Here is a 26996-nt window from a genome sequence, read left to right on the forward strand (position 1 = left end):
TCAAGCTATGCCTGATTTAGCACTAACCAGCCGTTTTCCAGCCAGCTGCACAGGGAATCCAGCAGCAATTCTGCTGCCATCTCATCATGGCACGCGGCAGTATGGCGCTGTAAACCCGCCCAATCCAGCATCGTGCCGTTTGCCAGATCTTGTAACACCGCACTTTCGGTTTCGCTCAATTCGTCTAACCACTCGCCGTTGACATATAATGCAAACGGTTGTTCGGTATACAATATTTTGCTGTTGCCGTCTTGTTGAATCGTTGCGCCGTCTTGTAGCATTTCCGCCAGTTCTTCAGGGTAAAATTCCTCATCGGACTGTAATAATTCGTAACGACGGCGGCTGACCGCACTTGCCACAGCGTGTTGGAACAGGCTGTCGAACTGTGGTGATTGACTGAGAGAATCCAGTAGTTGCCGCTTCATATCGGCAACCATAGCCGGATCGAGTTTTGCCGACGGCTGTTCACTCGGCGACAAACGTAGCGGAATAGTGAATTCAGACGGATTAAAGTGCGGTGTCGGATGGCAAATCGCATCGTTGATATTCTCAATCAAATCGCCCAAATTCGGATAGCGCAAACCGAATGACACCGTCAGACAGTCATCTTGCGCAACGCCGTAATGCGACAAGCGCGACGGCACATACAGCACATCGCCCGGCGCCATCACATCGTCCAGCACCAGTTCGCCCATGTCATCAAAAATCCGAATCGGTTGGTCGGCTTTAAATTCGGTACTCGGATCGCACCATTTGCCCAGTTGCCAACGGCGGTGGCCGTATGCCTGCACTAAAAACACGTCATATTCGTCATAATGTTTGCCGACAGACCCGTTTTCAGGGGCGTAAGACACCATAATATCGTCCCGTTGCCACTGCGGAATAAAGCCGAATGCTTGCCACAATTCGCCCAATTCCGGCGACCACTGTTCCAGATTCTGCACCAATACCGACCATTGCTGCGGCAATTTATGAAAATCTTTTTGAGTTAACGGACTGGTTTTTAACGTCCATTTTTCTGCGCCGTGCTGATCAACTTCGGTTTTTACCAAACGAGCGGTAACATCTTCTTGTTGTGCTAATCCAATAATATCTTGCGGCTCCAGTAAGCCGACAATTTGCGGCAGCCCGTTTTTAATCAACAACGGTTTTTTCTGCCAATATTCTGCCAAAAACTGCTCGGCACTGATTTCATGGGGTAAACAATAGGCGATTTTTGGCATGAGATTATCCTTCTGCTGATTCGGTTGTCTGCGGCTGAGACCGCACTTGGGTTTGCGCTTTTTTAGCGTGTTGTTTGGCTTCGGCGCGCTGCTGCTTTTCTTGCGCCTTTTGTGCTTCTAGTTCTTGTTTTTGCTGCTCCGCACGCTTGCGGCGGATCTCTTTCGGATCCGCCAGCAGCGGACGGTAAATTTCAATCCGATCCCCATCTTCCAGTACATCGGTCAGTTTCGCCAAACGGCTGAAAATGCCCACCGTATTGCTGCGTAAATCGATCTCGCCGTATTGCTGCAAAATGCCCGACTGCAAAATCGCATTTTGAATAATTGTGCCTTTATCGACTTGATAATGTTTCAAAAAATATCTGTCCGGCAAGGCATACGCAATCTGGATATTGATTTTTTCCGCAGTGGTTTTGTCAGACACCATACACCTCTTTTGCCCGTTTTTTGAATGCATCGATCATTTTCTGGGTCAATTGCTCAAAGATTTTACCAAACACCATGCTGATCAACGCACTGGAAAATTCAAACTCCAATTTCAGCCGAATATAACATGAACCTTCGTCAATTTCGTCAAACTGCCAATACCCCTGCAAAAAACGAAACGGCCCTTCGACCAGTTGCATACGGATCCGTTTATGCGGCTGCATCGTGTTGTGGGTAGTAAATTGCTGGCTGATTCCCGCCTTGCTGATCACCAGCTGCGCCGTCAGTTCATGATCATTACGGGTTAATGTCCGGCTCGACACGCAGCCCGGCAGAAATTCGGGGTATTGTTGATAATTATTCACCAGTTGATACATTTGTTCGGCGCTGTAGCCCACTAAGGCGGATTGATTAACGGACGGCATGATTTTCCTGAAATCGGGAACAAAGAATAGCGCGTAATATACGCCAACCTCGCACCAATATCAAACCGCAATCCCGATTAAAACGCTTGTCGCACCGCCTGCACCACCGCACTTAATTCGCTTTCGTCCGTCACATTGATTTGCAGATCATCGACGGCATTTTGCCCCATTGTCGGGTTGTGTTGCGACTGCATTCGGCTGCGGCGATAACCTTTGGCGGAAAGGTGCAATTCCGTTGCGCCGGTTTGCTGCAAAATCCGAAGTGCGTTAAACCGATTCACCCCTGCGCCGGGCATGATTGAAATCCGTTGCTTTGCTTGTTGTACCAATTGCCGAATTAACGGCATGCCCAAAACCGCACTTTGCTGCTGTCCCGAGGTTAAAATCCGCTCACAGCCCAATTCGACAATCTGCTCAAGTGCGAACAGCGGATCACGACACAGATCAAACGCTCGATGAAAAGTAATACCAAGTCCGTCAGCCGATTCAATTAAGTGCCGACAGCAATCCAAATCTACTTCGGCTTGCGCAGTTAATGCGCCGATAACAATGCCGTCCACGCCAAGCTGCTTTGCCATGCGGATATCCGCTTGCATGATATTGATTTCATCACGACTAAACAGAAAATCCCCTGCTCTCGGGCGAATCATCACATAAATCGGGCGTTCAGCCGCACTAACCGCACGTTCAATCAAGCCGTAATGGGGGGTTATGCCGCCCAACGCCAACGCAGCACACAGCTCAATACGGCTTGCTCCACTGCGCTGCGCCGTTTTTAACGATTCGATATTATCAATACATACTTCAATGTTGATCATAATTCTCTCTGAACGGAAATAGTAGTAAGGTAAACTCCGCTTAATAAAAAATGCCAACCATATTGGCCGGCACATTTTTGCTGATATTAGTGTGTTTCGCAACGATCAATTGCCGATCACAACTATTCTGTCACCCAACGATTGCAACGGACGATTATTTTTCAGCCCAATCATTTTTTCCATCGCTGTCAACTGCGCATAGCTGGCTTGTAACGGTTGTTCCATTACAATCCAGTTCACCCCTTCGGTACATGGCGGTGTTGTTAAAGAGCCTTTCAAACTCAAATGTTGAGTATTCTTTGGAAACAAATCCTGAACATTAATTTTTTCTGTTAATGCCACTTTTTCACCCACTTTAACTTGTTTTTTCAATAAGTTATTCAAGTGCGAATTTTCTTTCCCGACCGCAAACATCACGGCAATAACGGCAATTTCGCCGTGGCTATCGGTGTGTACAAAATGCAATTCCATCGGGAACTGTTTGCTGTTCAGCGTATGTTCACCGGGGGTATGAACATGGAATTGTTGCAAGGTGTATTCTTTTCCTTCCAAGATCAGATTAACCGATTTGGTTTGTGGGGTTAATTGAACGGTATGACCATTATTCTCTAAGATATAATCCATCGGCGAATATTGATAATGCAAATGCGCTTTCACTACTTTTGCTTTAGTTGACAGATCTACCGGAGATTGCAGATGCCCACTGCCGCAAACCGCAAATTCTTGCGCAAGTTCTCCCCAATGCGCCGGCGACTCTTCCCCTTGATAACTCCAGTGCGGATGATGTTCAGCACTTGGTTGATGACTGCATGCAGACAAAAATACGGTGCAAATTGCCGTAGCCAATATTTTTTTCATCACTAAAACTCCAAATATATTTTAATAGTATAAAAGCGCTAAAACGCTTCAATTGGAATATACGCTTGTTTATTTTCTTGACAAGTTCATTTTCTTGTTTTTTATTGAAAAACCTTTAATATCAAAAATACTCCGTGATTAAAATCATTATTGACATCAAAAAGCGACGTTAATCGGTAATCAAAGGCGCGTCATAAGAAAAAAGATCACACTTATGCAAAATCGTTCTTTACGGTTTACGGCATCATGGGAAAAATATTTATTGATTTTAGCCGGCTTCTTTTCCAGCGGCGTGGTCACTTGGATCGCTGCCAACCGGGAGCAGTTCGACAAATTTACTAAGCTGTATGCAACACAGGGGTTGCTTGTGCTTAGCTTTGTCATCGGCATTGTCTGTTACTATCGGGAATCTCGTAAGCAGGGCAAAGTGCGGTTAAAATTTGCCGCTGCCACTCTGTTTTTTGTGGCGGCGGTGATGATAGGGGCGCTGATCGGGCAAATCTATCAAACCGGTGCCGATCCGTGGCAATTGTTTGCTTTGTGATCACTGTTACAGCTGCCGTTACTGCTCGCTTTGCCTAATTCGGCGGCGACACTGCTGATCTCGGGATTAGTGCTGATTTTTCTGTTTTTATCCGCCGCCGGAGAAGAGCAACGGATTCTATTGCTAACAGCCCTATTTTTTCTCATCGTCGGTGCATTCGGGTATTATCAAAAGCAAAACGAATTTATGATCGGTATGCTGTTGGCAATCGGTTTAACATTGGGATCGTTTTATCAGTATTCTCTGCAATATCAGGGGGGGAATCTCTTTGCCATTCGATCTCCACACGTTGCCGTTGCTGATTTTTAGTGCCGTTTGCCTGCTATGCTACGCTAAAATTCAGATCAGTTGGTTACAAAGTTATAGCCTGATTGCGCTGCTCATCACATTGTTTTGTTGGTATGCAGGTGAATTCAGCATTTCTTACTCCCAGCCTGATGATCCGTTTACCGAGCAATACGGCTTAGGCTATTTTTTATTTGTGCGTTACAGTGATTACTGGTTGCCGCTCGGCATATTGTTGCTGTTCTATTTTGCAATCAAGCCGTCACGCTATCAAGGTTATCTACAAACTGCCGCCTGGGGTTTTTTACTGTACTATTTGGGATTTTATCAACTTATTAAGCAGCTTGAACTGCATACGCTACCCCCCTTTAGCCAACCAGATACTATCGTCACACCGCTGAGTTGGTCTGATTTTTGGCGGCGTCTGTTTCCAGCGGTAAACCGGCATCCTGGAGCTCTGTTTTTGTTGCTGATTAACTTTTTACCAGTACTGTTTTATCTCTTATTCAGCCGTCAATTTCAGCTAAATAAGCTCCGCAACGCCGTGCCCTAAAGCTTGACTATGTAGACTCGGACAGCACATTGGAAAATAGTATTGCCTATGAGAGCGAAGAACGGCAAGCCGCCCATGCCCAATTTGAACAATGGCGGCAAAATCTGCCGAAAACACGTTATATCTTGTTAAATCAAGCCGATAGCGGCGTGGCTGGTTTCTGCAGCTTGGAAAACACTCCGCCGCAGCAATATCACGGTTGCAGTGACGATCGTTATATCAAAATCCTGATCTCGAATTATGATTTCCTGTGGGCGATTACCATGCCCGGCAAACAATTCTTCTTCGCTGAAGGACAAGGTGAGCATTTTGCCCAAGCCGTATATGGAGAGTTTCGCATTTTAAACGGCACAGCACTATTACAGCGTTTATTGGATGGGAATTTACAACCGCTGTAATTAAAATACAGGATAAAGTACGGTTTCGCTTTTGATTGAGAAAAACCGCACTTTAGCGTAAAATGCGCCTCTATTTTAGTATTATCGTATATGGAAACAGCGTGTCGGACATCAAGTTAATCGTCGGTTTGGGAAATCCGGGCAATCAATATGCCAACACTCGCCACAATGCGGGAGAATGGCTGATTGAGCAGCTTTGCCGCCAATACCACCTCAACCTTAGCCCCGAAAATAAATTTTTCGGCAAAACGGCACGTACTGTTGTCGCAGGTCGCGAAGTGCGGTTTTTAGTGCCGACTACATTTATGAATCTGAGCGGCAAGGCGGTAGGCTCGTTGGCAAATTTTTACCGTATTCAGCCGGAACAAATTCTGGTTGCACATGATGAGCTGGATCTGCCGCCCGGCAGCGCCAAACTCAAACAAGGCGGCGGACATGGCGGACATAACGGATTAAAAGACATTATCTCTAATTTGGGCAACAGCAAAAATTTCTACCGTTTACGACTAGGAATCGGGCACCCCGGCGATAAAAATCTGGTCAGCGGTTATGTACTGAACAAACCACCACAAACTGAATTGAAGTTGATCGAACAAGCCGTGGAAGAAGCGGCTGTCTGTGTCGATCTGCTACTGCAAGACGGCATCAGCAAAGCGATGAACCGTCTGAACGGCTTCAAAATTTAATCATAAAAAACGGTATTAACAAGGAAAATATTATGGGATTTAAGTGCGGTATCGTCGGTTTACCGAATGTAGGAAAATCAACGCTGTTCAATGCATTGACCAAAGCCGGAATCGAAGCGGCGAACTATCCGTTTTGCACTATTGAGCCAAACACCGGCGTAGTGCCGATGCCGGATCCGCGTTTGGAGGCGCTGGCGGAAATCGTCAATCCGCAACGCGTGTTAGCGACCACCATGGAATTTGTGGATATTGCCGGTTTGGTTGCCGGTGCGAGTAAAGGCGAAGGTTTGGGCAATAAATTCCTAGCCAATATCCGTGAAACCGATGCGATCGGCCATGTGGTGCGCTGTTTTGAAAACGATGATATCGTTCACGTTGCCGGTAAAATCGATCCGGCGGAAGATATTGACACCATTAACACCGAACTTGCGTTAGCGGATTTAGACAGCTGCGAAAAAGCGATCCAACGCCTGCAAAAACGGGCTAAAGGCGGCGATAAAGAGGCTAAATTCGAATTAAGCATTATGGAAAAATGCCTGCCGGTGCTGGAAAACGCCGGCATGATCCGCTCCGTCGGTTTAGACAAAGACGAGCTGCACGCGATCAAAGGCTATAACTTCCTGACTTTAAAACCGACGATGTACATTGCCAACGTCAATGAAGACGGCTTTGAAAACAACCCGTATTTGGATCGGGTGCGTGAAATCGCAGCACAAGAAGGGGCGGTGGTCGTGCCGGTTTGTGCGGCAATCGAATCCGAAATCGCTGAGCTGGAAGACGAAGAAAAAAATGAATTCTTACAAGAACTCGGCTTAGACGAACCGGGTTTGAATCGCGTTATCCGTGCCGGCTATCAATTGCTGAATCTGCAAACTTACTTCACTGCCGGTGTCAAAGAAGTGCGGGCTTGGACGGTTTCCGTTGGCGCAACCGCACCGAAAGCCGCCGCAGTGATCCACACCGACTTTGAAAAAGGCTTTATCCGTGCCGAAGTCATCGCTTATGATGATTTTATCCAATTCAAAGGTGAAGCCGGCGCCAAAGAAGCCGGAAAATGGCGATTAGAAGGCAAAGACTATATCGTCAAAGACGGCGATGTGATGCATTTTCGGTTTAATGTGTAATTAATAGAAACGCTGCGAATGAGCAGCGTTTTTTCTATCCAAAGAAGCTAAAAATAGGTAAGGAAATAACATGAATAATTCCGTATTAACCGTTATCGGGAAAGATCGTATCGGGATCGTGTATGATGTCGCCAAGCTATTGGCGGAACAGCAAATTAATATCGTCAATATCAGCCAACAACTCATGAATGAATTTTTCACTATGATTATTTTAGTTGATACCACCGCTTGCGCCAAAGATTATCAAACCTTAGCCAGCTTTTTTATGGCGGAAGGGGAAAAACTGGGGCTGGATTTACGCCTGCAAAACACTGACATTTTTAATGCCATGCACCGCATTTAAGGATTGGCAATGAGCAACAGTATTCAGTCTTATGAAATTTTAGAAACGCTGAAAATGGTCTCCGATCAACATTTTGACGTGCGCACCATTACTATCGGCATTGATCTGCATGATTGTATCAGTCCGGATTTGGCTACCCTGAATCAGAATATTTTCAATAAAATCACCACAGTCGGCAAAGATTTGGTGCAAACCGCCAAAGAACTCTCCGCTAAATATGGCGTGCCGATTGTCAACCAACGGATTTCGGTCACGCCGATTGCTCAAATCGCCGCCGCCACCAAAGTCGACAGCTATGTCTCGATTGCACAGACGTTGGATCGCGCCGCCAAAGCCATCGGGGTTTCATTTATCGGCGGTTTTTCCGCACTGGTGCAAAAAGGCATGAGCCCGTCCGATGAAATCTTAATTCGTTCTATTCCCGAGGCATTAAAATGTACCGATATTGTTTGCAGTTCGGTCAACATTGGTTCGACCAAAGCCGGAATCAATATGGACGCCGTCAAACTGGTCGGCGAAATTGTCAAACAAACCGCTGAAATAACCCCCGACGGTTTCGGCTGTGCCAAATTAGTCATTTTTTGCAATGCGGTAGAAGATAATCCGTTTATGGCGGGCGCATTTCACGGTTCGGGCGAAGGCGATACGATTATTAATATCGGTGTTTCCGGCCCCGGCGTAGTGAAAGCGGCATTAGAAAATTCCGATGCCAAAACCCTGACCGAAGTGGCGGAAGTGGTGAAAAAAACCGCTTTTAAAATTACCCGTGTCGGCGAGCTGATCGGGCAGGAAGCCTCAAAACGACTGGGCATTCCATTCGGAATTTTGGATCTCTCTCTTGCGCCGACCCCGGCTATCGGTGACAGCGTGGCGAGAATTTTGGAACACATGGGACTGAGCGTTTGCGGCACTCACGGCACGACTGCGGCACTGGCACTATTAAATGATGCAGTGAAAAAAGGCGGCATGATGGCAAGCAGTGCGGTCGGCGGCTTGAGCGGCGCTTTCATTCCGGTGTCTGAAGACGAAGGCATGATCAAAGCTGCCGAACAAGGCGTATTGACCTTAGATAAACTGGAAGCGATGACCGCCGTTTGTTCGGTCGGGCTGGATATGATCGCCGTTCCCGGCTACACCACTGCCGCCACTATTTCGGGTATTATTGCCGATGAGGCGGCAATCGGCATGATCAACAGCAAAACCACCGCAGTGCGGATTATTCCGGTGCCGGATAAAGATGTAGGCGAAAGTGTCGAATTCGGCGGCTTGCTCGGTTATGCGCCAATTATGCCGATTAAACAAGGCAGCTGCGAAATTTTCGTCAACCGTGGCGGTCGCATTCCCGCTCCGGTACAATCATTGAAAAACTAAAAGTGCGGTCGCTATCGCCGCATCCGATAGCGACCGAACGGCATAACCGCAATAAACGCTATTTACCGACTTATTACTTTTTGATCTAGCTAATAAGCATTTTTTTATTTGGGCAATAACGATTTTATTGTATTTTAACGTTATCTGTTTACGTTAAAGGAAATTATTGTCATGAAATCCCGCCATCTCTTTGCTTTAACCGCACTTGGCTTCGCATTTTCAACGGCTGTTGCCGCCGCACCGCATACCCTGATCAACTGTATCGGCAACTCCCCCGGGCAATTCAGTCCGGCGATAACAAACGATGCCAATGATTTCAACGCCAGTTCGCAACAAGTGTACAACAGCCTATTGGCGTTTAAATCGGGATCAACCGAAATTGAGCCGGCTTTGGCAGAACGTTGGGAAATTAGTGATGACGGCTTAAGTTACACCTTTCACTTACGCCGAGGCGTGAAATTCCACAATAATCAAACCTTTAGTCCGACACGGGATTTCAATGCCGATGATGTCCTGTTTTCCTTCAACCGCCAAGCGGACAAAAACCATCCGTTCCACACTGTTTCCAACGGCACTTATTTTTATTTCAACTGGATGGCGTTGCCGAAAATCCTGAAGTCGGTGGAAAAAATTGATGACTACACCGTCAAAATCCACTTGAACAAAGCCTATTCGCCGTTCCTGAAAATTGTGGCAATGGACTTTCTGTCGATTTATTCACAAGAATATGCCGACAAGATGTTGGCGGCCGGCAAACCCGAAACGATTGATAAAATCCCCATCGGCACCGGCCCGTTTGTTTTCCAAACCTACCAACTGGATCAAGCGATTCGCTATACCGCCAATGCCGATTACTGGAAAGGCAGAGCCGATCTGGATCGGCTGATTTTCAGTATTACGCCTGACGCCACCGCACGTTACGCCAAGCTGCAAACCGGCGCTTGTGATGTGATCGACTTCCCGAATATCGCCGATATCGAAGAAATGAAAAATAACCCGAAAGTGCGGTTATATGCCAAAGAAGGCTTGAATTTAGCCTATATCGGCATCAATCTGCGCAAAGCACCGTTGGAAAATGTGAAAGTGCGCCAAGCACTGAATTACGCCACCGACAAACAATCGATCATCAATGTAGTTTATCAGGGAGGTAGTGGTGTGGCGGCAACCAACCCGTTCCCGCCGGGTGTATTGGGTTACAATGATAATATTCAGGATTATCCGTTTGATCTGGAAAAAGCCAAACAATTACTGGTTGAAGCCGGCTACGGTGGCGGTTTTGAAACCGAAATCTGGGTACAGCCGGTGGTGCGCCCTTCCAACCCGAATCCACGCCGTACGGCAGAAATCTTACAAGCGGATTGGGCAAAAATCGGGATAAAAGCCAAGCTCGTCACTCACGAATGGGCGGATTTCAACAAACGCACCCGCGAGGGCGAATTTTATACCGGCACCTATGGCTGGACCAGCCGTAACGGTGATCCGGATAACTTTCTCGCCCCGTTGTTAGGTTGTGAAAATGTCGGCGGCACCAACTATGCCGGCTGGTGTAACTCGGAATTTGAAGCATTATTGCAACAAGCTGCCGCGACCGCCGATGAAAATCAGCGCACCGCACTTTATCAGCAAGCGTTAGTGATCGCAAAAGAGCAAGCGCCGTTAATTCCGTTGGCACATTCGGTGAATTATGTCCCGACCGGTACCCGTGTACAAAATTTCCAACAAAGTCCGTTCGGCTATACGGCATTTTATGGGGTGAGTGTAGCGGATTAATCCGTTTACCGTATAAATGAATAAACCGCTATCGGTTTTGCAAATAGCGGTTTTTCCTTTTTGGTGATGACAAGATTTACTCGCAAATCGGCATCATTATAAATTCCGCCGAAGGAAAATGGCGGGTAAGATACCCCTGCAAATAACGTTGCGTTTCCGTTTCGATAATCGGATCAATTTGCGGATATTGATTATAAATGACGGCCTGTAGCGGAATATCACGCCGTTGGCATACTTCCAGGCTCAGCAGGGTGTGGTTGATACTCCCCAACTTACCTGACGTGACTAAAATCAACGGATAGCGCTGCCGTGCAAGATAATCCAACGTGGTGATTTCACGGTTCAACGGCACGGCCAAACCGCCGGCACCTTCGATCAATACCACATCATAATGCGATGATAATGTCTGCGTATCCGCCGTAAGTTGTTCAAGATCGAGTTGCCGCCCTTCCCATGCTGCCGCCAAGTGCGGTGAACACGGATAGCCGAACACATAACGACAAGTTGTGCCGTTGTGATCCCACTGTTGTAGTGGTATTTTTTGTATTTTACGGTGTGTTTGGATATCCTCGGCGATCCCCTGACAACCGGTTTGCACCAGTTTTTGCGTGATCACCGTCAGCCCCTGAGCCGTTAAACGGTTGGCATAAAAACCGGTGGCAAGGGTTTTGCCGACATCGGTATCAATGCCGGAAACGAATAATATCTGTTTGTTTTTCATCTACTTATTTTCTTCTTGCCAATATCAGTAACGGGGCATAACTCAACCGCACTTGGCTGTCCGCCATGCCGAACTGCTGTTGATAGCGCCGGTAAAAATCATGCAATCGCCCTTTACTCCAGAATCTTCGGTTGGTGGCGGTCACACCGGTCGCCTGTAAATGGCGCAATACCGCACTTGGGTGCGCAAAATGCAGTACGATCGGATCATTTTGCAGCGCTACTAATTCAAAGTGCGGTTGCAGCCATGTTTGCCAATCCGCTTCGTTCGGATAATTCAGCCCAATCTGCGTTAATTGTTTGATTTCCGATAAATTATTCGGTAAAAACGTGCTGAACAGTAACAGCCCGCCCGCTTTCAGCGCCTGTTGCGCCAAGTGTAAAAATCGTTGTGGGCGTTGAAACCATTGCACGGTAGCCGCAGAAAGGCATAAATCAAATTGCCGATTCAGTGGCAACATTTGATCCAATAGCTCCCCATCGCCTGCCAGTAGTTGAATCTGCTGTTGTTTTAAATCGGATTGCACTTCTGCTAATGCGGCGGCATTTAAATCATTCAGCCACCATGACCGCACTTGGTATTGCTGTGCGATTAAACGAGTCAAATCCCCACTGCCACAGCCAATTTCCAACACCTGTTCAAATTGCTCGGTTTGCGTATAACGGGATAATAAGCGGCATAACTCACGGTTCATCTGCTGTTGTGCGATTGCGTGGTTATCATAACTGGTGAATGCTTTAGCAAAACATTTTTCGATCCTCACTTTATCGGTTACTAACGGCATAATCTATCCCAGCCGTTCAATAACGGAAATAAAAAGTGCGGTGCGGTCAATTGCTCTATTTGGCAATCCGTTTGTTGCCAATAGCGTTGCTGATTAGCACTCGGGAAAATTTGATCCTGCTCGCCGATAATTGCTTTCCGCCATGCAATAACAGGCGGTTTCGATAACGGCAAATGCGCATTTACAGCGTTCAATTCGGCAGCGATTTCCTCGGTTGATCTAAGCGAAACCGCTTGATATTGTTGTAAGAAATCACGGTTACCACACATTCTACGTTCAAATTTACTACGGGTTAATGGGTTAAAACCCGCTAATGTTCCCTGAAAAATAGCCGTGGGAATCCCTAATTCATCATCTGACAAGTGCGGTGTTCCGTTGATTGCGACCGCCGTTGCAAAAGCCAAATCCGCCACACTCTGCTCCGCCGCCCATACGCCCATCGACCACGCCACCAAATTCCGTTGCGAATAGCGGCTAAAATCAAAATTCAGATCTAAAGTGCGGTAATCCCACACTAACAGCACATCATGCCCCGGCGGAATTTGCCAATTTTTTACCAAATCAGGCGAGGTTCCCCAGCCGGCAAAATAGACGATCAAGTGCCGGTTATTCTCTGCTATCGAAATCCATTCCGTTTGCATAATCAATCCGTATTCAAGTGTGTGATCAGTTGTGCCACCTCGGCGGCGGTCATATCCGCCGTCAATGAGAAACGAATGCGCGATCCGCCTTTCGGCACGGTCGGCGGACGAATCGGCAAGCAGTAAAAACCGCACTTTTGCAGCCGTTCGGCAGCGGCAATCGCGGCTGAATTATCGCCCAAAATATACGGCACAATATGTGTTTCACTCGGCATCGGTTGGCCGGTGATTGCCTGCACCGCACTCCGCAATTGCGCACTTACTTGTTGCAAATGCATGCGTTGTGATTTGAAATCCGCCAAATGTCGCATCACAAAATATGACCACTCCACCACCAGCGGCGAAAGTGCGGTCGAGAAAATCAGCGGTCGCATGTTGTTGATCAGATATTCCTTAATAACCGAATCGCAAAGCAAATAAGCGCCCATTGAAGCAATCGCTTTGCCAAACGTACCGACGAGAAAATCAATTTCTTGAATACAATTACATTGTTCCGCCAAGCCTAACCCATTCTCACCCAGTACGCCGATCGCATGGGCTTCGTCCACATACAATAACACATTGCCATACTGCTGTTTTAAAGCCACCAGCCGCGTCAAATCCGCCGCATCACCATCCATGCTGAACACGCTTTCAGTTACGATAATAATCCGTTGGAAATTTGCGGCATTTTTTTCCAATAACTGCTGCAAATGCGCATAATCATTATGCCGATAGCGTTGATAATGTGCTGTTGATAGCCGAATTCCGTCGATCAAGCTGGCATGTACCAATTTATCCGCCAAAATCAGGGTTTGCTTGTCAGCCAATGCCGGCAAAATGCCGATATTGGCATGATAGCCGCTGTTAAATAATAAACAGGCTTGACGCTGAAATTGCACTGCCATCAAGGTTTCCAATTGCGCATAAATCGGGAAATTACCGGTTAATAAGCGAGATGAAGAAGAGGTCAGCGCTGCCTGTTGCCAATCAATTTGCGCAAAGAATTGTTGCTTAAGTGTCTGATCAGAAGCTAATCCCAAATAATCATTCGAGGAGAAATTCAGCATTTTTCGCCCGTCACGCCAGATAAATTTTCCCTCATGGCGAATATCAGGCAAAGTGCGGTATTGCCCCTGCCGTTTTAATCGCTGTAGCTGTTCGGCATAAAAACCGATCATAACGAATACTCCTGCCGAAGTGCGGTCAACAGCCCGTTGGTCAGCTGTGACAATTGCTGCGGCGTGATAATAAACGGCGGCATCAGGTAGACCAATTTGCCGAACGGACGCAGCCAAACGCCCTGTTCAACAAAGCGTGCCTGCAAACTACGCAGATTGACCGCACTTTTCATTTCAATCACGCCGATTGCCCCCAACACGCGCACATCCGCCACGCAATCCCAATGCTTAGCAAGCGCAAGTTCTTGTTTTAATTGTTTTTCAATCCGAGCAACATTCCCTTGCCAATCGCTTTCCAGTAATATTCGGATCGATTCCGCCGCCACGGCACACGCTAGCGGATTACCCATAAACGTCGGGCCGTGCATAAAACAGCTTGCCTCACCGGCGCAAATGGTATCGGCGATGCGAGCAGTCGTTATCGTCGCCGAAAGGGTCATGTAGCCGCCGGTCAGCGCTTTGCCGAGGCAAATAATATCCGGCGTGATGTCGGCATGTTGTAAAGCAAACAGTTTTCCCGTGCGCCCGAAACCGGTGGCAATTTCATCGAAAATCAGTAACACGCCGTACTTTTCGCACAACGCTTTGGCTTCAACCAAATATTGCGGAGAATAAAAATACATGCCGCCCGCCCCCTGCACAACCGGCTCTATAATCAGAGCGGCAATCTCATCGCCATGTTGTGCCAATAAGTCTGCAAGTGCGGTGATATCGTCAGGATTCCAGCTATCATGGAATTTGGTTTGCGGCTGCGGTAAAAAATACTGAATCGGCAAGCGCCGGCTGAACAGCGAATGCATTCCGGTAATCGGATCACACACCGACATCGCATGCCAAGTGTCGCCGTGATATCCGGCTCGAACGGCAGCAAACTTACAGCGTTCAGGTTTTCCTTTTGCATGCTGATATTGCAGCGCCATTTTCATCGCCACTTCCACCGCCACCGAGCCGGAATCGGCATAAAAGATTTTTTGCAACGGCGACGGCAGCAGTTCAAGCAGCAGCCGCCCCAATTCTACTGCCGGTTGATGAGTCAAGCCGCCAAACATAATGTGGCTCATTTTGTGTAACTGATCGGTCGCTGCTCGATTGAGGCGAGGATGATTGTAACCGTGCAGCGCAGCCCACCATGACGACATGCCGTCAATCAGCTTGCGCCCGTCTTGCAATGTGATTTCCACGCCTTCGGCTTTGGCTACCGCATAAGTCGGCAACGGATCGAGTGTGGAAGCATAAGGATGCCACAAGTGTTGGCGATCAAACGCTAAAAGTGCGGTTAAATTCATATGAGTATCGTCTTTTTAAAAATAAACGCCATTCTAACATAGCGATAAAAAAGGATATTCTGATGAATATCCTTTTATATAATATTAAATTACTTGACTTAAATTCACTTATTTCAATTGTGCGAAAGCCTGCGTTAAATCGGCTTTGATATCTTCCACATTTTCCAGCCCGACAGAAAAACGCAACAAACGATTACACACGCCGCGCGCAATACGCTCCGCCTCAGGAATGTCCATGTGCGTTTGGGTTGCCGGATAAGTAATAAAACTCTCCGTGCCGCCCAGACTTTCGGCAAAGGTGATCAGTTTCATCGCTTTTAAAAACGGATTAACCCAGTTTTCGTCTTTCAGGCGGAACGACAACATACCGCTCTTGCCGGAATACAACACATTCAGCACTTCATCCTGCGCCGCCAAAAATTCGGCTATTGCCTGTGCATTTTTCTGATGGCGTTCCATACGCAATGCCAACGTTTTCAAACCGCGTACCGCCAACCAAGAATCAAACGGCGACAATACCGCCCCGGCACCATTTTGCAGATAGAACAGGCGCTCCCCCAGCGCCTGCCCTTTTGACACAATCAGCCCAGCCAACACATCATTATGGCCGGACAAATATTTTGTGGCACTGTGAATCACCAAGTCCGCACCGTGTTCAATCGGACGGAACAACACCGGCGTTAAAAAGGTGTTGTCCACAATCAGTAATAAATTATGCTTTTTGGCAATTTTGCTGATTGCCGCCACATCACACTCTTCCATTAATGGATTGGACGGCGTTTCAATAAAGATCGCTTTAGTATGCGGCGTAACCGCACTTTCGATCGCCGCTAAATCAGCGGTATTTACATACACCGGTTTCACGCTGTTGTTGTTTTTATAGCTGAAATCCAGCAAACGATAAGTGCCGCCGTATACATCGCTGGAAATAATCCATTCGTCAGGCGAGCGGAACAACGACATCAACAGCTGAATCGCCGCCATGCCCGAGGCACAGGCAAAACCGCGATCGCCGCCTTCCAAACGGGCGATACCCTCTTCCAACACGGTACGGGTCGGATTTTTGGTGCGGGTATAATCGTAACCGGTCGATTCGTTAATGCCGTGATGACCATAAGCGGTAGAAAGATAAATCGGTGCAGAAACCGCGCCGGTTTTTTCATCCGTGCGGTTGCCCAATTGCGCCAGTTCGGTTTCGATCGAGTAAGTTGTCATAATGAAATGCCTTAAAACAGTCTGCCAATAATTAAGAAGTGATTCATTTTGACATAAAGCCCAAGCCGATTAAAGCACCTTATAAGCGAAAAAATCCGTCAAACCGCACTTTTACGCCGATTCCGACAAAACCACTCATTTTTTCGGCAATCAAACAAAAAAATGCAATCAGCCATTGACACTAAATCAGAAGTCAGTAAAATGCCCACTCACTGACTAACGACAGTAACAAAACGTCGTTGACAATTGCGGGAATAGCTCAGTTGGTAGAGCACAACCTTGCCAAGGTTGGGGTCGCGAGTTCGAGTCTCGTTTCCCGCTCCAAATTCTAAGGCGTGTTAGCAAAGAGGTTATGCACTGGATTGCAAATCCATGTAGCTCGGTTCGATTCCGGGACACGCCTCCATCAAAATCAGTTGCCCGAGTGGTGAAATCGGTAGACACAAGGGATTTAAAATCCCTCGGCTTTCGGGCTGTGGCGGTTCAAGTCCGCCCTCGGGCACCATCTATATATCTGAAATTACTCATATTTTTATTTTAACCTAATCGTCAATACTCCTTAACATTTTTCCTGTTAATTTTCTAACATATTTTCTAATCTAAAGTTCTGCGGTCTTGCATTCACATAATCATTGAATTGTTGCTGAGTTAATTTTAACTCTTTAGCCGCCGGAGGCGGAAAATATTGGCGCCGTGCCGTTAAGCGCGATAAGCTTAATGTTTCAATAATGCTGCTTCTTATGGCTTATGTCCAGCCAAACTTACCATTATCATAAACCCAAACCACACTCGCAGGCGCATGACAGTTCCACCACAAATTATCTATATCATACAAAGGATCACTGTCATCATAATGATTAGGCCAATACTGATTAAATAGCTCTGCAAGTTCCTCCGCATTTTTTCTATAAATACATTATTAGACATTAGTTTTATTTTATTCGTTTCTATCAATATCCGTAAAATATCTAAAAAAATTTCTTTTCTAGATTTTTCTATTTTATTGTTTTTTTATATTCACTAATACATTGCCACGTTGATACAAAACTATAACCTCTAGCATATCGCATGATATCTTTTATTAAATAATCATAATTCATTTGAACTTAACCTCTATTTGTCTTCCTTTATTTATCAAAGGTGTTGTTACATCAAGTGTCCATTTTGCTTCAGATATTTCTTGTGAACTAGAGAAATTGCTTAATCCTATAATTGAGCCCTTAAGATCTCCATTGGAAATTTTAATTGAATATACTAATCCGACATCTCCATTAAGGCTTTGCTTTCCCGCTATAATTTTACCTTTTGGCAACTTATTAATTCCTGAAATATCTTTAAATAGCTGTTCAATTTGCTTATTGGATAATCCTGAGAAAATCGGTGCACCCTCACTCAATTTCTTATCGGCATAGAAGATTTTTCCATCCACACTTAATTTCATATCTCTTGGATGAATTTTACTGTTATTGAATTGTTCCCTAAATTGATTAATAAGATTATATTGAGTTCTGGCTGCAATATCTCTCGTTTGCATCTTTGCAACATTAACCGCACTTTGCAGCTTTACAGCAGAGCCACCTGCCCCTGCATTTAATAAAGCTATTGCTCCTTCTGCATTTCGTGCCCGTAATGCATAGTGTAATGGGGTCATGCCATACATATCTTGAGCATTTACATCTACGCCATGCTTAATATAAAACTCCATCACAACTAAAGGTGCGGGAGCATAGCTATTTAAGTTGCAATAATGTAGCCAATTCTATTTTTCTTTAGGACTTATATCAAGAATATTTAATTCTTTTTTAATAAAAAAACATCTTGTAAAAGTTTTATATCTTCATCACTATTTTCCCCAATTACCCTTAACTCAAGATCTTGGTTATACAATTCTTGATATCTATCTAAAACTTTTTGTTTACATGCAAAATCTTCTTTTTTCATTTTATTAAAAAATTCCTTCCTATCACCAACAATTGGATTAATTTTATCTATTCCAGGCATTTCAATTTTATGGCTACGATTTTCTAACATATTTTCTAATCTAAAGTTCTGCGGTCTTGCATTCACATAATTATTGAATTGTTGCTGAGTTAGTTTTAACTCTTTAGCCGCCGGAGGCGGAAAATATTGGCGCCGTGCCGTTAAGCGCGATAAGCTTAGTGTTTCAATAATGCTACTTCTTATGGCTTATGTCCAACCCATTCCACCATCATCATAACACCACACTGCTCCAGCAGGCGCATAGCTATTCCACCATAAACCATTAATATCATATAATGGATCTTTTTCATCATAATGATTTGGCCATGCATTGCGAAATAAATTTATTTGCTCTTCAACACTCCCTTTTAAAAAATTATTTTCATCATAACTGTATAATTTCATTTCTCCTTTATACATTAAATCAGTCAAAAATTCTAAAAACAATTCTTTAACCCTTGGATTATCTTCGATAAACCCAAAATGCCTTTGAAATCCTATAAAAACCCCATCTAATGAATACCCCTTATTAAGCATTATATCTTCGTAAACAAGTAACGGAATTTTCTCTATCATAATTGCACCTCATTTAAATTTAATTTCTATTTTATCACTCTTGAATAATCCTTGGGATTCAATGTTCTTTTTCCCTTTAATAATTTCTATAGTCCATTTTACACCACTAATATCTTGACTTGTAGAAAAGTTTCTTAAGTTAACTGTTGTATCCTTTAATAAACTATCCTCTGGTTTAACAGGATAAACTATTCCTGGTTCACCATTAATACTTTTTATTCCCTGAACAATTTTACCTTTTGGCAACTTATTAACTCCTGAAATATCTTTAAATAGCTGTTCAATTTGCTTATTGGATAATCCTGAGAAAATCGGTGCACCCTCACTCAATTTCTTATTGGCATAGAAAATTTTTCCATTCACACTTAATTTCATCTCTCTTGGATGAATTTTACTGTTATTGAATTGTTCCCTAAATTGATTAATAAGATTATATTGAGTTCTGACTGCAATATCTCTCGTCTGCATCTTTGCAACACTAACCGCACTTTGATTTTGTACCATGCCGCCTATGCCGGCCAACATACCAAATGTTGCAGACATTGTTGCTGATGAAAGATTTTTACCTTGTAGTGCACCTTGCCAACTGCTTCCTTGCCCATTTTCGATCAAATCCGCAAACCAGTAGCCCGAACTCTTATAACTGTCGCTGACTATCGAATCCATTAAATGCAATTTACTATAATGTTTCTCAGCATTTGTAATACCCTCTTGAATCCGAATCTTACAAGCCTGATCACCTCTCTCCCAGCAGCCTTTCAATTCATTAATATTCCGAATACCCCGTTCAGCCATTTGTTGGGTTACCTGCATTTCGCAGGTTGTATTCCGCTTGCATTGCTTCATCTTCTCGGCAAAATAAGCCGGTTCATTATCCTTCAGGAAATTATGGCGCACCGCTACGTCAGCAGTGTTGACGGCGGTATTGGGGTTGCCGCCGAGATATGTGGTAACTCCGGCGGCAACCAGCTTACTGTAGCCGACCACTTTTTCACGCTCTTTGTCGCTTAACAATTGAATCAGTTTATCAGCAAGCATTTCAGCGGTAATTTCCCCCATCACTGCCCCGACAGCGCCGTCAACACATTTGCCGCCAACCGTTGCACCGGCACCGCAACCCGCTACGGCATGTGCCAGTTTATGCGCAAACTGATTGGCAAATTCGCTGCTGCTGAACGTTTTCAGCCCTTTAATCCGATTCGCCCCAATGCCCTGTCCGGTTTCCGCTACCGCACTTAACAGCCCGCGTTTCAAGGCGCTTTCCAGACTTTCGCCGTTAATCGTTGCACTCGTCAGCGAGCTGATGCTGTTGTTAACCACGTTATAACTGAGCTTATCCGTCCAGTATACGCTATCCGACCATGGTTGCATGCTGGACAAGGCACCGACTTTCTCCAGTATGCCGGCCGTCACCACCGAGGTTGCCAGTGATTTTACACTCTGTTTGCTCCCTAAATCCTTAAAGACTTTGCCTAAATCACCGCCGTGATTGATACTCGAAATCGAGGCTTGGGTAATCAAACCGGTTATTGCGGCATTCGCCATCACCCCCGCAGTTGAGGTGGCGGCAACATTAACGCCCGTCATTGCCAAAGCGCCTACACCGGCACCCGACGTGGCGACCGCAACTGCAATCGCCACAATTATCGCACCGGCGCCGCTCAGTCCCTGTTGGCTGTGATTCCATTTTTCATATTCCAGTTTTACCCGTTTCCAGTCGACATCTTTGCGTTGGGTAAGGCTGTTGAGGTATTCCATGCCCGGTTGTTTCGCCAGCTTCTCAACTTCTGTTCTGAAAGCCCCTTTCGGCAGCTGCACCGATAAGCCACCGGGGGCGGAAAATATCGGCGCCGTGCCGTTAAAGTGCGGTAAGCTCAAGGTTTCAACGCTGCTGCCTCGGTCTTTCATTTTCTGCCACAGCGCTGATTTGGATTCCGATTTATGAATTTCGATGACTTTGGTTTTTATCCCTTCGAAAATGATTTTCGCATCTTTGCGAGCTTGCGCCCCCACACCAACACGGATTTTTGCCGGCGTCAGTGTAGTAAACTTCGTCCCTTGCAAGAGTGTATCCCAACCTGAATTTGTCGATGCACTTTGCGCCACCAGTCGAGTCGGTAGCGCAGACTGAACCGCTTTGGTACTGGAGGATTTTGATTTGCCGCTGGAGATAAAACCGAATAATTTGGATTTTTTGGTTTTTTCGTGTTTGTAATAATTTTCTTCATCAACGGCATATAGCCGTAATGCTCGACCTGCGGTGATATCGATATTGCCTTTCCGAGCTTTGAAGTGAGTCGCATAGAGATCGATATTGCCGCCGGCTTTTAAGTTAATCGACTGTGCCGACAAGTTTGTCGGTTTTGCCACTGAACGTTTACTCGTATTTATTTCTGTCACGCGTTTAGGCTTATACCATTTACCGGCTCGATAACTGCGAAAGTGATAACTATAGAACTCTTCTTGCCCACTTTCCAAACGCATATCATTATAGGCATATAAATTAATCTTACCATTAAGCGCATGCAAATCAGCAGCGCTGATAATTAAGTTTGAATCACCGTTTTGTGCGGCAGCTTCAATATTAATGCCTTTTTTGCCGATAATCTCTGTCGGAGTATTAAAGATGGCATAGCTGTGTTCATTATTACCACTTTTACCTTTTTCAAACACTTCCGGTGTACCGTTAATCATGACACCGTAAGCACGCTGTTCGTCTTTTGCCGGCGTCGTGCCGAGTGATTTAATATTAACCGTATCACTGGCAGTTATTTTTGCAGATTCAATACTGATACTGCCTTGAGAAAGCAGATTGATCGTTCTTGCGGTCAATTTTGCACCGAGGTGTTCATAGCCATTTTTAGGAGAAGAAATAAAATTAATTATTTTTTGTGTATCAGCTATTTTCTTTTCAAGTAACTCCATTTCAGGAGAAGTATCTCTCCACGGGTAATCAAGCTCATCATAAACAATTTGTAATTTCGTATTTAAATCACTAATTTCTGCTTTTAATGTAGAAAGCATCCAGTCTATACCACTATATTTTCCCGCACTATTTTTCAACGATTTCAACTGAATATTGCCCGTTGTTGAGGTGATGTTGATATTATTGGATTGTAGCTCAGAAGCTTCCAACGTGACCGCCCCGGCGGTTAAATCTATTTTTCCGCCAGCATTCAGTTTTACCACTTGCGCAGACGCATTGCCTTGTTTTCCTGAAAATCCACGTAAAAGTAAATGATTTTGCGTTCTAATCGACAAATCACTCTGTGCACGGATGTTATATTGTGGTAACAAGGTTAAGTGATTTTTGACATCAATGCTGAATGCCCCGTTAAAGCCTTTGGTTTTTTGATCATTTTTCAAGCCATCGCTGCCGACGGATTTCCAATCAGTACTGCCTCGAATATAGATGCCGCCATGCTTGGCGGTCATCGCTACCGCACCGCCTTGTAATGTCGTCTTATTTAAATTCTGGGATGAACCGGCGTATAAAGAAAGAATATCCTGTGCAACCAGTCGATTTTTGGTGTCTACACCGTTATTCTGATTGAGTTCTTTGTTACTGCTGATCACAATCTCTTTAGCCGTAAATTGTGTTTGGTTCAGATGAATATCCGATTGTGCTGAAATACTGACCGCTCCGTTCAAAACATTCGCTGTGACATTGCCAACCGTGACCGTCCCTTTTCTTGCATCGAGGTTCAGCCCGTTTTCGGCTAATGTCAGATTGCCGTTTTTAAGCTCAATATTGCCCGAGCGGGAAAACAGGGTGAAGCCTTGGCTTCGGTTTTCTATTTTACTGAGATCAACGGATAAATTTATCCCTGTTTGTAAACTCACGGTGCCTTTTTCAGCCTGAAAACGCATGCCTGTCGGTAACTGCAATGTGCCGGGGCCGGCCGAGCCCAGCATAATACCGTTTTTACCGTGTAAAACGGTTGTTATATTGTCTTTTGCCGTTAACCGAGTGTTGTTTTTAGCCAGCACCGATAACTTACCGTCCAGTGCTTCGGCATATAGATTGGTCGTTTGGATATCACCGTTTAATGATTCAATATCAATCTGTTTCCTCGCCTTAAATTGATTATTATTCCCGATAGATAACAAGCCGTCATTCGCTGTTAGGCGTATGTTCTGAGCCTGTAGTGTAGCGGTTATCGGCGCATCACCAATCAAAATACTTTTGCCGCTGAGCGATACATCACCGCTGAGATTTGTCGGTTTATTTTTTATCAGAGGCAAAAAATAAGTCAGTTTATCACCGGCATCCAGTGCCATATGATGCGCCTTGCCAATCTGAGGTTTAAGCACGCTTAATTGGTTATCTGCCTGCATCAAGATCTGTTTGCCGGCAAATAAAGCACCTTCTTTCATTGAGATATCGGCAAGTACTGTTGTTTTTATGTGGGGAGCACTCTCCGAAGACGTTACCGGATATTCACTGTGAAGGATAAGATTCCCCTTATCACTTTTCAGTGCGGTATGCGATAAGGTGATACCACGGTTACTGTATAAGGTGAGATCCTGCTCGGCTGAAAGCTGAGTGTCCTGCTGAGTAACAATGCCGTGTTTACCTGCTATGTCTAAGGAGCCGCCTGACACAACTTGCACTTTCATTCCTGTTTCCACGTTGTCTGCGACAAGCTGAATATGATGTGGTATCGTTGTTTTGCTACTTTCAATCCGTGCATTGTCACGCAGTATTATTTTGCCTTTGGCTTCAATGCTGACCTGCCCCTGTGCTTGGGTCTCTTTGCCTTGCTTATTTTTTGTCGGTGTTATGCCATTACCTGACAAAATAACATCATGCCCTGCGGCAATACTGACCGCACTTTTGCCTTGTAGCTTGCCGTCATTCTCAATATTGCCCCTCACCGTTGCCAGCGAGACGACATCACCCTGTATCGTTCCGCGATTTTCTAATTTGCCGTCCGCCGTGAGTATCAATTGACCGTTTGTCGCTTGCAGCGTGCCTAAATTTTTCACGCCCACACCGTTTTCCGTTGCCAGAAGATGAATTTTACCGGCATACATTCCGCCTAACTCCGCCACATCAATCGCAACCTGAGGCCGCTCACCTTTGCTTTTTTGTGGTTGTATCGTACCGTCTTGATAGCTGATCTTTTGCGAACCGGTGACAATACTCAGTGATTTTGCCTGTATTTTACCTTGGATAATCGCTGTTCTGGCGAGCAGTTGAATATAATCGGCCTGCCGATTGTCCAGCCCTTTTTTCCCGACGGTAATCACGCCTTTCTCAATAGTGATATCCCGGATATCACCTTGATTTATTGTCGGCTTGCCGGTCGTTAAGGTCACATTACCGGCATTCGTAAAACTGGCGCCATTGACTGTAATCCCCGATTGATTGGCAATAATGACATCGGCTTTTCGCCCTTGAACGGCAATTTGTCCTTCCAATTTACTGGCATGATTTGAGTTTACTTCGTTTAGAATGACTTTCGCCTCCCCCTTCTCCAACCAAGGGTTATTTTTGCTGTTATTAAAAATAGCGCCTTTGCTGTCCACATCAAATTGCTGATAAACATTATGACTCACACCGCCTGTACTTGGCATGCGGATATTGATCAGTGGTTTACCGTTTTGGCTCAGGACGGTCGCTTTTTGATTGCTGTTTGCCTTCGGATCGGCAATAATTTGGGCGGTAATATCTGGTGAAACCGCTAACAAAATAGCCATACTCAGTAAGGACAGCGGACGAGGTAAAAGAAGTGATAAACGGGGTGTTTTGATTTTTGACAGTCGGGTTGTTTTGCCGCTATGGCGACAATATTCGGCAACAACGACGAAAAGTTGTCTGAATTGACTGAAAATGACGTTAAATAAATGCTTGTTCATGGGGCATGTCCTTATTTTAGGTGTTTAAACAGCAAAATTACAACGTATAACTGAAATGGCTAACGGTTAAAAAGAATAGGTTACGTTAAATCCCAAAATATGCTTATCGGCATTAAAATGGTTAGGCTTGTGAATTGGTTTGCCGATAAAAAAGTCATAATAAATATCACCATAACCGGCGAATTCCCCCTTAATGCCGACTGCACTGCCGATTAACATCTTTGATTTTTTTGATTTTTGTGATTCACCACTGATGCGACCAAGATCAACGGCCAGATAAGCCTGATGGTTCCGGTGATAATGCCAACCGATATCGTGTCGTCCAATCCAACCTCGTCCACGGGACAAGGTCAGATCCCCGCTGAAACCACGGATTGTGTAACGACCACCGAGACTTAATAAATCATTTGCCAATAATGGCGATTTATTCCATTGAAACTGCCAGTCGGTGCTCAGATAGCCTCGAAACGTATTGAATTTAATGGGTTGATAAAATTGCAGGCTGACACTTATCACTTCAGGACGACTTAATGTTTTATTCGGCTGCGGTACCGATTGCCACATACCGGTACCTTTTTTATAATTTACACTGAGATATAACAAGCTCTGTTGAAAAAAATGTTGATGGCGTAAACCAATATCCCAACCGGCTAAACGCCGACGTTGCGTGTCGACTTCAACATCATCAATAAAATTATTGGCTTGCCGTTGCCATACCCCCATATCAAGATAGGTTTTCTGGGTACTATTACGATGAAGCAGATAACTGCCTTTTAAGCGACTATTCTTACTTTTTCCCCAATATTGATAATTGGTATAAAAACCAAAAACCGTTTGGTCATAATAGTGCTGAGAGAAAAATGCACTGAATAACCAATTTTTCCATGGCATTGAATAACCAACACTAATATTCCGCGCCCGACGCTTATCCGGCATATCACTGCCTTGTTTAAAAGAATGGCTAACATTCAGATAAAAAAGGTCATTCAAGGAAAATGGATTATCCAATTCCATACCAACATGGGTTTGCAGCCTGCCGGTCGATTTATTACCGGCATCATTCAAGCCCAGAGAAAAGCGCAGCGGAAATTGCTGTTGATATTCAAGCAGCAAATTGCTTTCCCCAACGAGGGCATTTTTTAATTCATTCGGAATAATTTGAATATTAAGATCGCCGGAAGGCACACGTTTAAAATTCTCTAACCCTTGTTCCAGCGAGCGTACATTTAACAAATCGCCCGGTTTTAAAGGCAGTCCACTCCGCATTAAACCGGCTTTCCAGCGTGGCGTCGCACTCGTATCGCGCCAGTCGATATGCCCTATTCTACCGGGTACGACTGTAAATACGATCAGGCCTTTACTAATATCTTGATCTTCCAAATAGACCCGGGTTGTAATATAGCCCCGTTGAATCCATTCATTCTGTAGTTGGTTAACGATAATCTCAATGCTCTCAATTCCGAGACAGCGAGGTAATGTTAAGTCTAGTGTTTTCCGGGCAGCACTTAATATCGAAGAAAACTGATTCTGTAAAGATGAGGTTTGAATGCCTGCATTGTCCCATTCAGTCAATGATAATGTATTCATCATCAAACAATGCTTTTCAGTCACCGGTAACGTGTGTTTTTCCTCTGTTATTTGATCAAAACGAATATCTTGCGCAGACGACATCTGTTTTTGTAATTGTTTATCTTGTTGCTGTTGATGTACAGTCTGCTGTGCGTCCAGACCGTCAATTTCATTTTCATTTGCGGTGGCATAGGTGGCCGGCACAGATAAGAAAAGAGAGAACAATGAATAGCGTAAAAAGTGCGGTGTCCATTTTAGGGTGGATAAATTCATCATGATCATTGTTATTATTCTAATAATTGAATATATAATACCATTATAAATAACAATAATTTTTATTACAATCTAGGTTGCCTTATGCATTTTAATATTTATGAT

At 44.9% G+C, this 26996-nt stretch carries 25 protein-coding genes, 3 tRNA genes and 1 pseudogene; 12 read left to right on the forward strand and 17 right to left on the reverse strand.

Annotated features, from left to right (window positions below; genetic code table 11):
* Positions 1-5: 5 nt before the first annotated feature.
* The 5 genes and pseudogenes from OA57_RS04320 to OA57_RS04340 form a co-directional block, all read right to left on the reverse strand.
* The gene (locus OA57_RS04320) at positions 6-1223 is read right to left on the reverse strand and encodes a ribosomal protein uL16 3-hydroxylase (protein ID WP_034613968.1); all 1218 of its coding nucleotides are present in this window, start codon (positions 1221-1223) and stop codon (positions 6-8) included.
* 121 nt (positions 1224-1344) lie between these two features.
* Positions 1345-1650 (reverse strand): annotated as a pseudogene (locus OA57_RS04325) (RnfH family protein); the annotation flags it as partial.
* Complete coding sequence (locus OA57_RS04330; protein WP_034613972.1) at positions 1640-2074, reverse strand: type II toxin-antitoxin system RatA family toxin; 435 nt, start codon at positions 2072-2074, stop codon at positions 1640-1642. The pseudogene OA57_RS04325 and the gene OA57_RS04330, both read right to left, overlap by 11 nt.
* 77 nt (positions 2075-2151) lie before the next feature.
* Positions 2152-2889, reverse strand: a complete 738-nt coding sequence (locus OA57_RS04335; RefSeq protein WP_034614463.1) for a copper homeostasis protein CutC — start codon at positions 2887-2889, stop codon at positions 2152-2154.
* 108 nt (positions 2890-2997) lie between these two features.
* A complete protein-coding gene (locus OA57_RS04340) occupies positions 2998-3750 on the reverse strand; it encodes a carbonic anhydrase (RefSeq protein WP_052122368.1) in 753 nt (250 codons plus the stop codon).
* Positions 3751-3964: 214 nt separating this feature from the next.
* Between OA57_RS04340 and OA57_RS04345 the strand changes: the two genes are divergently transcribed.
* The 9 genes from OA57_RS04345 to OA57_RS04385 all read left to right on the forward strand — a co-directional run bounded on the left by OA57_RS04345 (position 3965) and on the right by OA57_RS04385 (position 10824).
* Positions 3965-4294, forward strand: coding sequence for a DUF2157 domain-containing protein (locus tag OA57_RS04345; protein WP_034613974.1), 330 nt, complete (start codon positions 3965-3967; stop codon positions 4292-4294).
* Positions 4295-4363: 69 nt separating this feature from the next.
* The gene (locus OA57_RS04350) at positions 4364-4603 is read left to right on the forward strand and encodes a hypothetical protein (RefSeq protein WP_152596715.1); all 240 of its coding nucleotides are present in this window, start codon (positions 4364-4366) and stop codon (positions 4601-4603) included.
* Complete coding sequence (locus OA57_RS04355; protein WP_152596716.1) at positions 4563-5132, forward strand: hypothetical protein; 570 nt, start codon at positions 4563-4565, stop codon at positions 5130-5132. Before OA57_RS04350 ends, OA57_RS04355 begins: the two co-directional genes overlap by 41 nt.
* A gap of 29 nt (positions 5133-5161) precedes the next feature.
* Positions 5162-5530, forward strand: a complete 369-nt coding sequence (locus OA57_RS04360) for a GDYXXLXY domain-containing protein (protein ID WP_034613979.1) — start codon at positions 5162-5164, stop codon at positions 5528-5530.
* Positions 5531-5631: 101 nt separating this feature from the next.
* The gene (gene pth / locus OA57_RS04365) at positions 5632-6216 is read left to right on the forward strand and encodes an aminoacyl-tRNA hydrolase (protein WP_034613981.1); all 585 of its coding nucleotides are present in this window, start codon (positions 5632-5634) and stop codon (positions 6214-6216) included.
* Between the two features lie 32 nt (positions 6217-6248).
* Positions 6249-7340 carry a redox-regulated ATPase YchF gene (gene ychF / locus OA57_RS04370; protein ID WP_034613983.1) on the forward strand — a complete coding sequence of 364 codons (1092 nt, stop codon included), beginning with the start codon at positions 6249-6251 and terminating at the stop codon, positions 7338-7340.
* A 70-nt stretch (positions 7341-7410) separates the two neighbouring features.
* Positions 7411-7683: an ACT domain-containing protein gene (locus OA57_RS04375; protein WP_034613985.1), complete on the forward strand. Its 273-nt coding sequence runs from the start codon at positions 7411-7413 to the stop codon at positions 7681-7683.
* Positions 7684-7692: 9 nt separating this feature from the next.
* Positions 7693-9054, forward strand: a complete 1362-nt coding sequence (locus OA57_RS04380) for a PFL family protein (protein ID WP_034613987.1) — start codon at positions 7693-7695, stop codon at positions 9052-9054.
* A gap of 171 nt (positions 9055-9225) precedes the next feature.
* A complete protein-coding gene (locus tag OA57_RS04385) occupies positions 9226-10824 on the forward strand; it encodes an ABC transporter substrate-binding protein (protein ID WP_034613989.1) in 1599 nt (532 codons plus the stop codon).
* Between the two features lie 76 nt (positions 10825-10900).
* Here the strand turns inward: OA57_RS04385 and bioD are convergent, their stop codons facing one another.
* From bioD to OA57_RS04415, 6 genes are all read right to left on the reverse strand, one after another.
* A complete protein-coding gene (bioD, locus tag OA57_RS04390) occupies positions 10901-11545 on the reverse strand; it encodes a dethiobiotin synthase (RefSeq protein WP_034613991.1) in 645 nt (214 codons plus the stop codon).
* A 4-nt stretch (positions 11546-11549) separates the two neighbouring features.
* Positions 11550-12329, reverse strand: coding sequence for a malonyl-ACP O-methyltransferase BioC (gene bioC, locus OA57_RS04395; protein ID WP_034613993.1), 780 nt, complete (start codon positions 12327-12329; stop codon positions 11550-11552).
* The gene (locus tag OA57_RS04400; protein ID WP_034613995.1) at positions 12320-12970 is read right to left on the reverse strand and encodes a DUF452 family protein; all 651 of its coding nucleotides are present in this window, start codon (positions 12968-12970) and stop codon (positions 12320-12322) included. Before OA57_RS04400 ends, bioC begins: the two co-directional genes overlap by 10 nt.
* Positions 12971-12972: 2 nt before the next feature.
* Positions 12973-14130, reverse strand: coding sequence for an 8-amino-7-oxononanoate synthase (gene bioF, locus OA57_RS04405; protein ID WP_034613997.1), 1158 nt, complete (start codon positions 14128-14130; stop codon positions 12973-12975).
* Positions 14127-15416, reverse strand: a complete 1290-nt coding sequence (bioA, locus tag OA57_RS04410) for an adenosylmethionine--8-amino-7-oxononanoate transaminase (RefSeq protein ID WP_034613999.1) — start codon at positions 15414-15416, stop codon at positions 14127-14129. Before bioA ends, bioF begins: the two co-directional genes overlap by 4 nt.
* Before the next feature lie 108 nt (positions 15417-15524).
* A complete protein-coding gene (locus tag OA57_RS04415; protein ID WP_034614001.1) occupies positions 15525-16631 on the reverse strand; it encodes a methionine biosynthesis PLP-dependent protein in 1107 nt (368 codons plus the stop codon).
* 248 nt (positions 16632-16879) lie between these two features.
* Here OA57_RS04415 and OA57_RS04420 point away from each other — a divergent pair.
* From OA57_RS04420 to OA57_RS04430, 3 genes are all read left to right on the forward strand, one after another.
* Positions 16880-16955, forward strand: a tRNA-Gly gene (locus OA57_RS04420).
* A gap of 8 nt (positions 16956-16963) precedes the next feature.
* Positions 16964-17037, forward strand: a tRNA-Cys gene (locus OA57_RS04425).
* A gap of 12 nt (positions 17038-17049) precedes the next feature.
* Positions 17050-17136: transfer RNA gene (locus OA57_RS04430), tRNA-Leu, on the forward strand.
* Between the two features lie 240 nt (positions 17137-17376).
* On the opposite strand, the gene OA57_RS12945 is transcribed toward OA57_RS04430, so the two are convergent.
* From OA57_RS12945 to OA57_RS04450, 6 genes are all read right to left on the reverse strand, one after another.
* A complete protein-coding gene (locus tag OA57_RS12945; protein WP_084589866.1) occupies positions 17377-17544 on the reverse strand; it encodes a DUF596 domain-containing protein in 168 nt (55 codons plus the stop codon).
* 183 nt (positions 17545-17727) lie between these two features.
* A complete protein-coding gene (locus OA57_RS12360; protein ID WP_235424628.1) occupies positions 17728-18336 on the reverse strand; it encodes an ankyrin repeat domain-containing protein in 609 nt (202 codons plus the stop codon).
* Between the two features lie 86 nt (positions 18337-18422).
* Positions 18423-18815, reverse strand: a complete 393-nt coding sequence (locus tag OA57_RS12950; protein WP_407637074.1) for a GH-E family nuclease — start codon at positions 18813-18815, stop codon at positions 18423-18425.
* Positions 18816-18818: 3 nt separating this feature from the next.
* Positions 18819-19187: a DUF596 domain-containing protein gene (locus OA57_RS04440; protein ID WP_034614007.1), complete on the reverse strand. Its 369-nt coding sequence runs from the start codon at positions 19185-19187 to the stop codon at positions 18819-18821.
* Positions 19188-19196: 9 nt separating this feature from the next.
* The gene (locus OA57_RS04445; RefSeq protein ID WP_034614009.1) at positions 19197-25049 is read right to left on the reverse strand and encodes a two-partner secretion domain-containing protein; all 5853 of its coding nucleotides are present in this window, start codon (positions 25047-25049) and stop codon (positions 19197-19199) included.
* Positions 25050-25115: 66 nt separating this feature from the next.
* Positions 25116-26894: a ShlB/FhaC/HecB family hemolysin secretion/activation protein gene (locus tag OA57_RS04450; RefSeq protein WP_161788332.1), complete on the reverse strand. Its 1779-nt coding sequence runs from the start codon at positions 26892-26894 to the stop codon at positions 25116-25118.
* Between the last annotated feature and the right edge of the window lie 102 nt (positions 26895-26996).

This window comes from Chelonobacter oris (assembly GCF_000772535.1).
GTDB lineage: Bacteria > Pseudomonadota > Gammaproteobacteria > Enterobacterales > Pasteurellaceae > Chelonobacter > Chelonobacter oris.

What these genes read in the sequence shown, in the direction of transcription:
- OA57_RS04450 (WP_161788332.1), bottom strand. Translation starts at nt 26,894, where the DNA reads ATGATGAATTTATCCACCCTAAAATGGACACCGCACTTTTTACGCTAT.
- OA57_RS04320 (WP_034613968.1), bottom strand. Translation starts at nt 1,223, where the DNA reads ATGCCAAAAATCGCCTATTGTTTACCCCATGAAATCAGTGCCGAGCAG.
- OA57_RS04340 (WP_052122368.1), bottom strand. Translation starts at nt 3,750, where the DNA reads ATGAAAAAAATATTGGCTACGGCAATTTGCACCGTATTTTTGTCTGCA.
- OA57_RS04380 (WP_034613987.1), top strand. Translation starts at nt 7,693, where the DNA reads ATGAGCAACAGTATTCAGTCTTATGAAATTTTAGAAACGCTGAAAATG.
- OA57_RS04330 (WP_034613972.1), bottom strand. Translation starts at nt 2,074, where the DNA reads ATGCCGTCCGTTAATCAATCCGCCTTAGTGGGCTACAGCGCCGAACAA.
- OA57_RS12360 (WP_235424628.1), bottom strand. Translation starts at nt 18,336, where the DNA reads ATGGAGTTTTATATTAAGCATGGCGTAGATGTAAATGCTCAAGATATG.
- bioD (WP_034613991.1), bottom strand. Translation starts at nt 11,545, where the DNA reads ATGAAAAACAAACAGATATTATTCGTTTCCGGCATTGATACCGATGTC.
- OA57_RS04375 (WP_034613985.1), top strand. Translation starts at nt 7,411, where the DNA reads ATGAATAATTCCGTATTAACCGTTATCGGGAAAGATCGTATCGGGATC.
- OA57_RS04415 (WP_034614001.1), bottom strand. Translation starts at nt 16,631, where the DNA reads ATGACAACTTACTCGATCGAAACCGAACTGGCGCAATTGGGCAACCGC.
- bioC (WP_034613993.1), bottom strand. Translation starts at nt 12,329, where the DNA reads ATGCCGTTAGTAACCGATAAAGTGAGGATCGAAAAATGTTTTGCTAAA.
- OA57_RS04385 (WP_034613989.1), top strand. Translation starts at nt 9,226, where the DNA reads ATGAAATCCCGCCATCTCTTTGCTTTAACCGCACTTGGCTTCGCATTT.
- OA57_RS04440 (WP_034614007.1), bottom strand. Translation starts at nt 19,187, where the DNA reads ATGATAGAGAAAATTCCGTTACTTGTTTACGAAGATATAATGCTTAAT.
- ychF (WP_034613983.1), top strand. Translation starts at nt 6,249, where the DNA reads ATGGGATTTAAGTGCGGTATCGTCGGTTTACCGAATGTAGGAAAATCA.
- OA57_RS04445 (WP_034614009.1), bottom strand. Translation starts at nt 25,049, where the DNA reads ATGAACAAGCATTTATTTAACGTCATTTTCAGTCAATTCAGACAACTT.
- bioF (WP_034613997.1), bottom strand. Translation starts at nt 14,130, where the DNA reads ATGATCGGTTTTTATGCCGAACAGCTACAGCGATTAAAACGGCAGGGG.
- bioA (WP_034613999.1), bottom strand. Translation starts at nt 15,416, where the DNA reads ATGAATTTAACCGCACTTTTAGCGTTTGATCGCCAACACTTGTGGCAT.
- OA57_RS04400 (WP_034613995.1), bottom strand. Translation starts at nt 12,970, where the DNA reads ATGCAAACGGAATGGATTTCGATAGCAGAGAATAACCGGCACTTGATC.
- OA57_RS04345 (WP_034613974.1), top strand. Translation starts at nt 3,965, where the DNA reads ATGCAAAATCGTTCTTTACGGTTTACGGCATCATGGGAAAAATATTTA.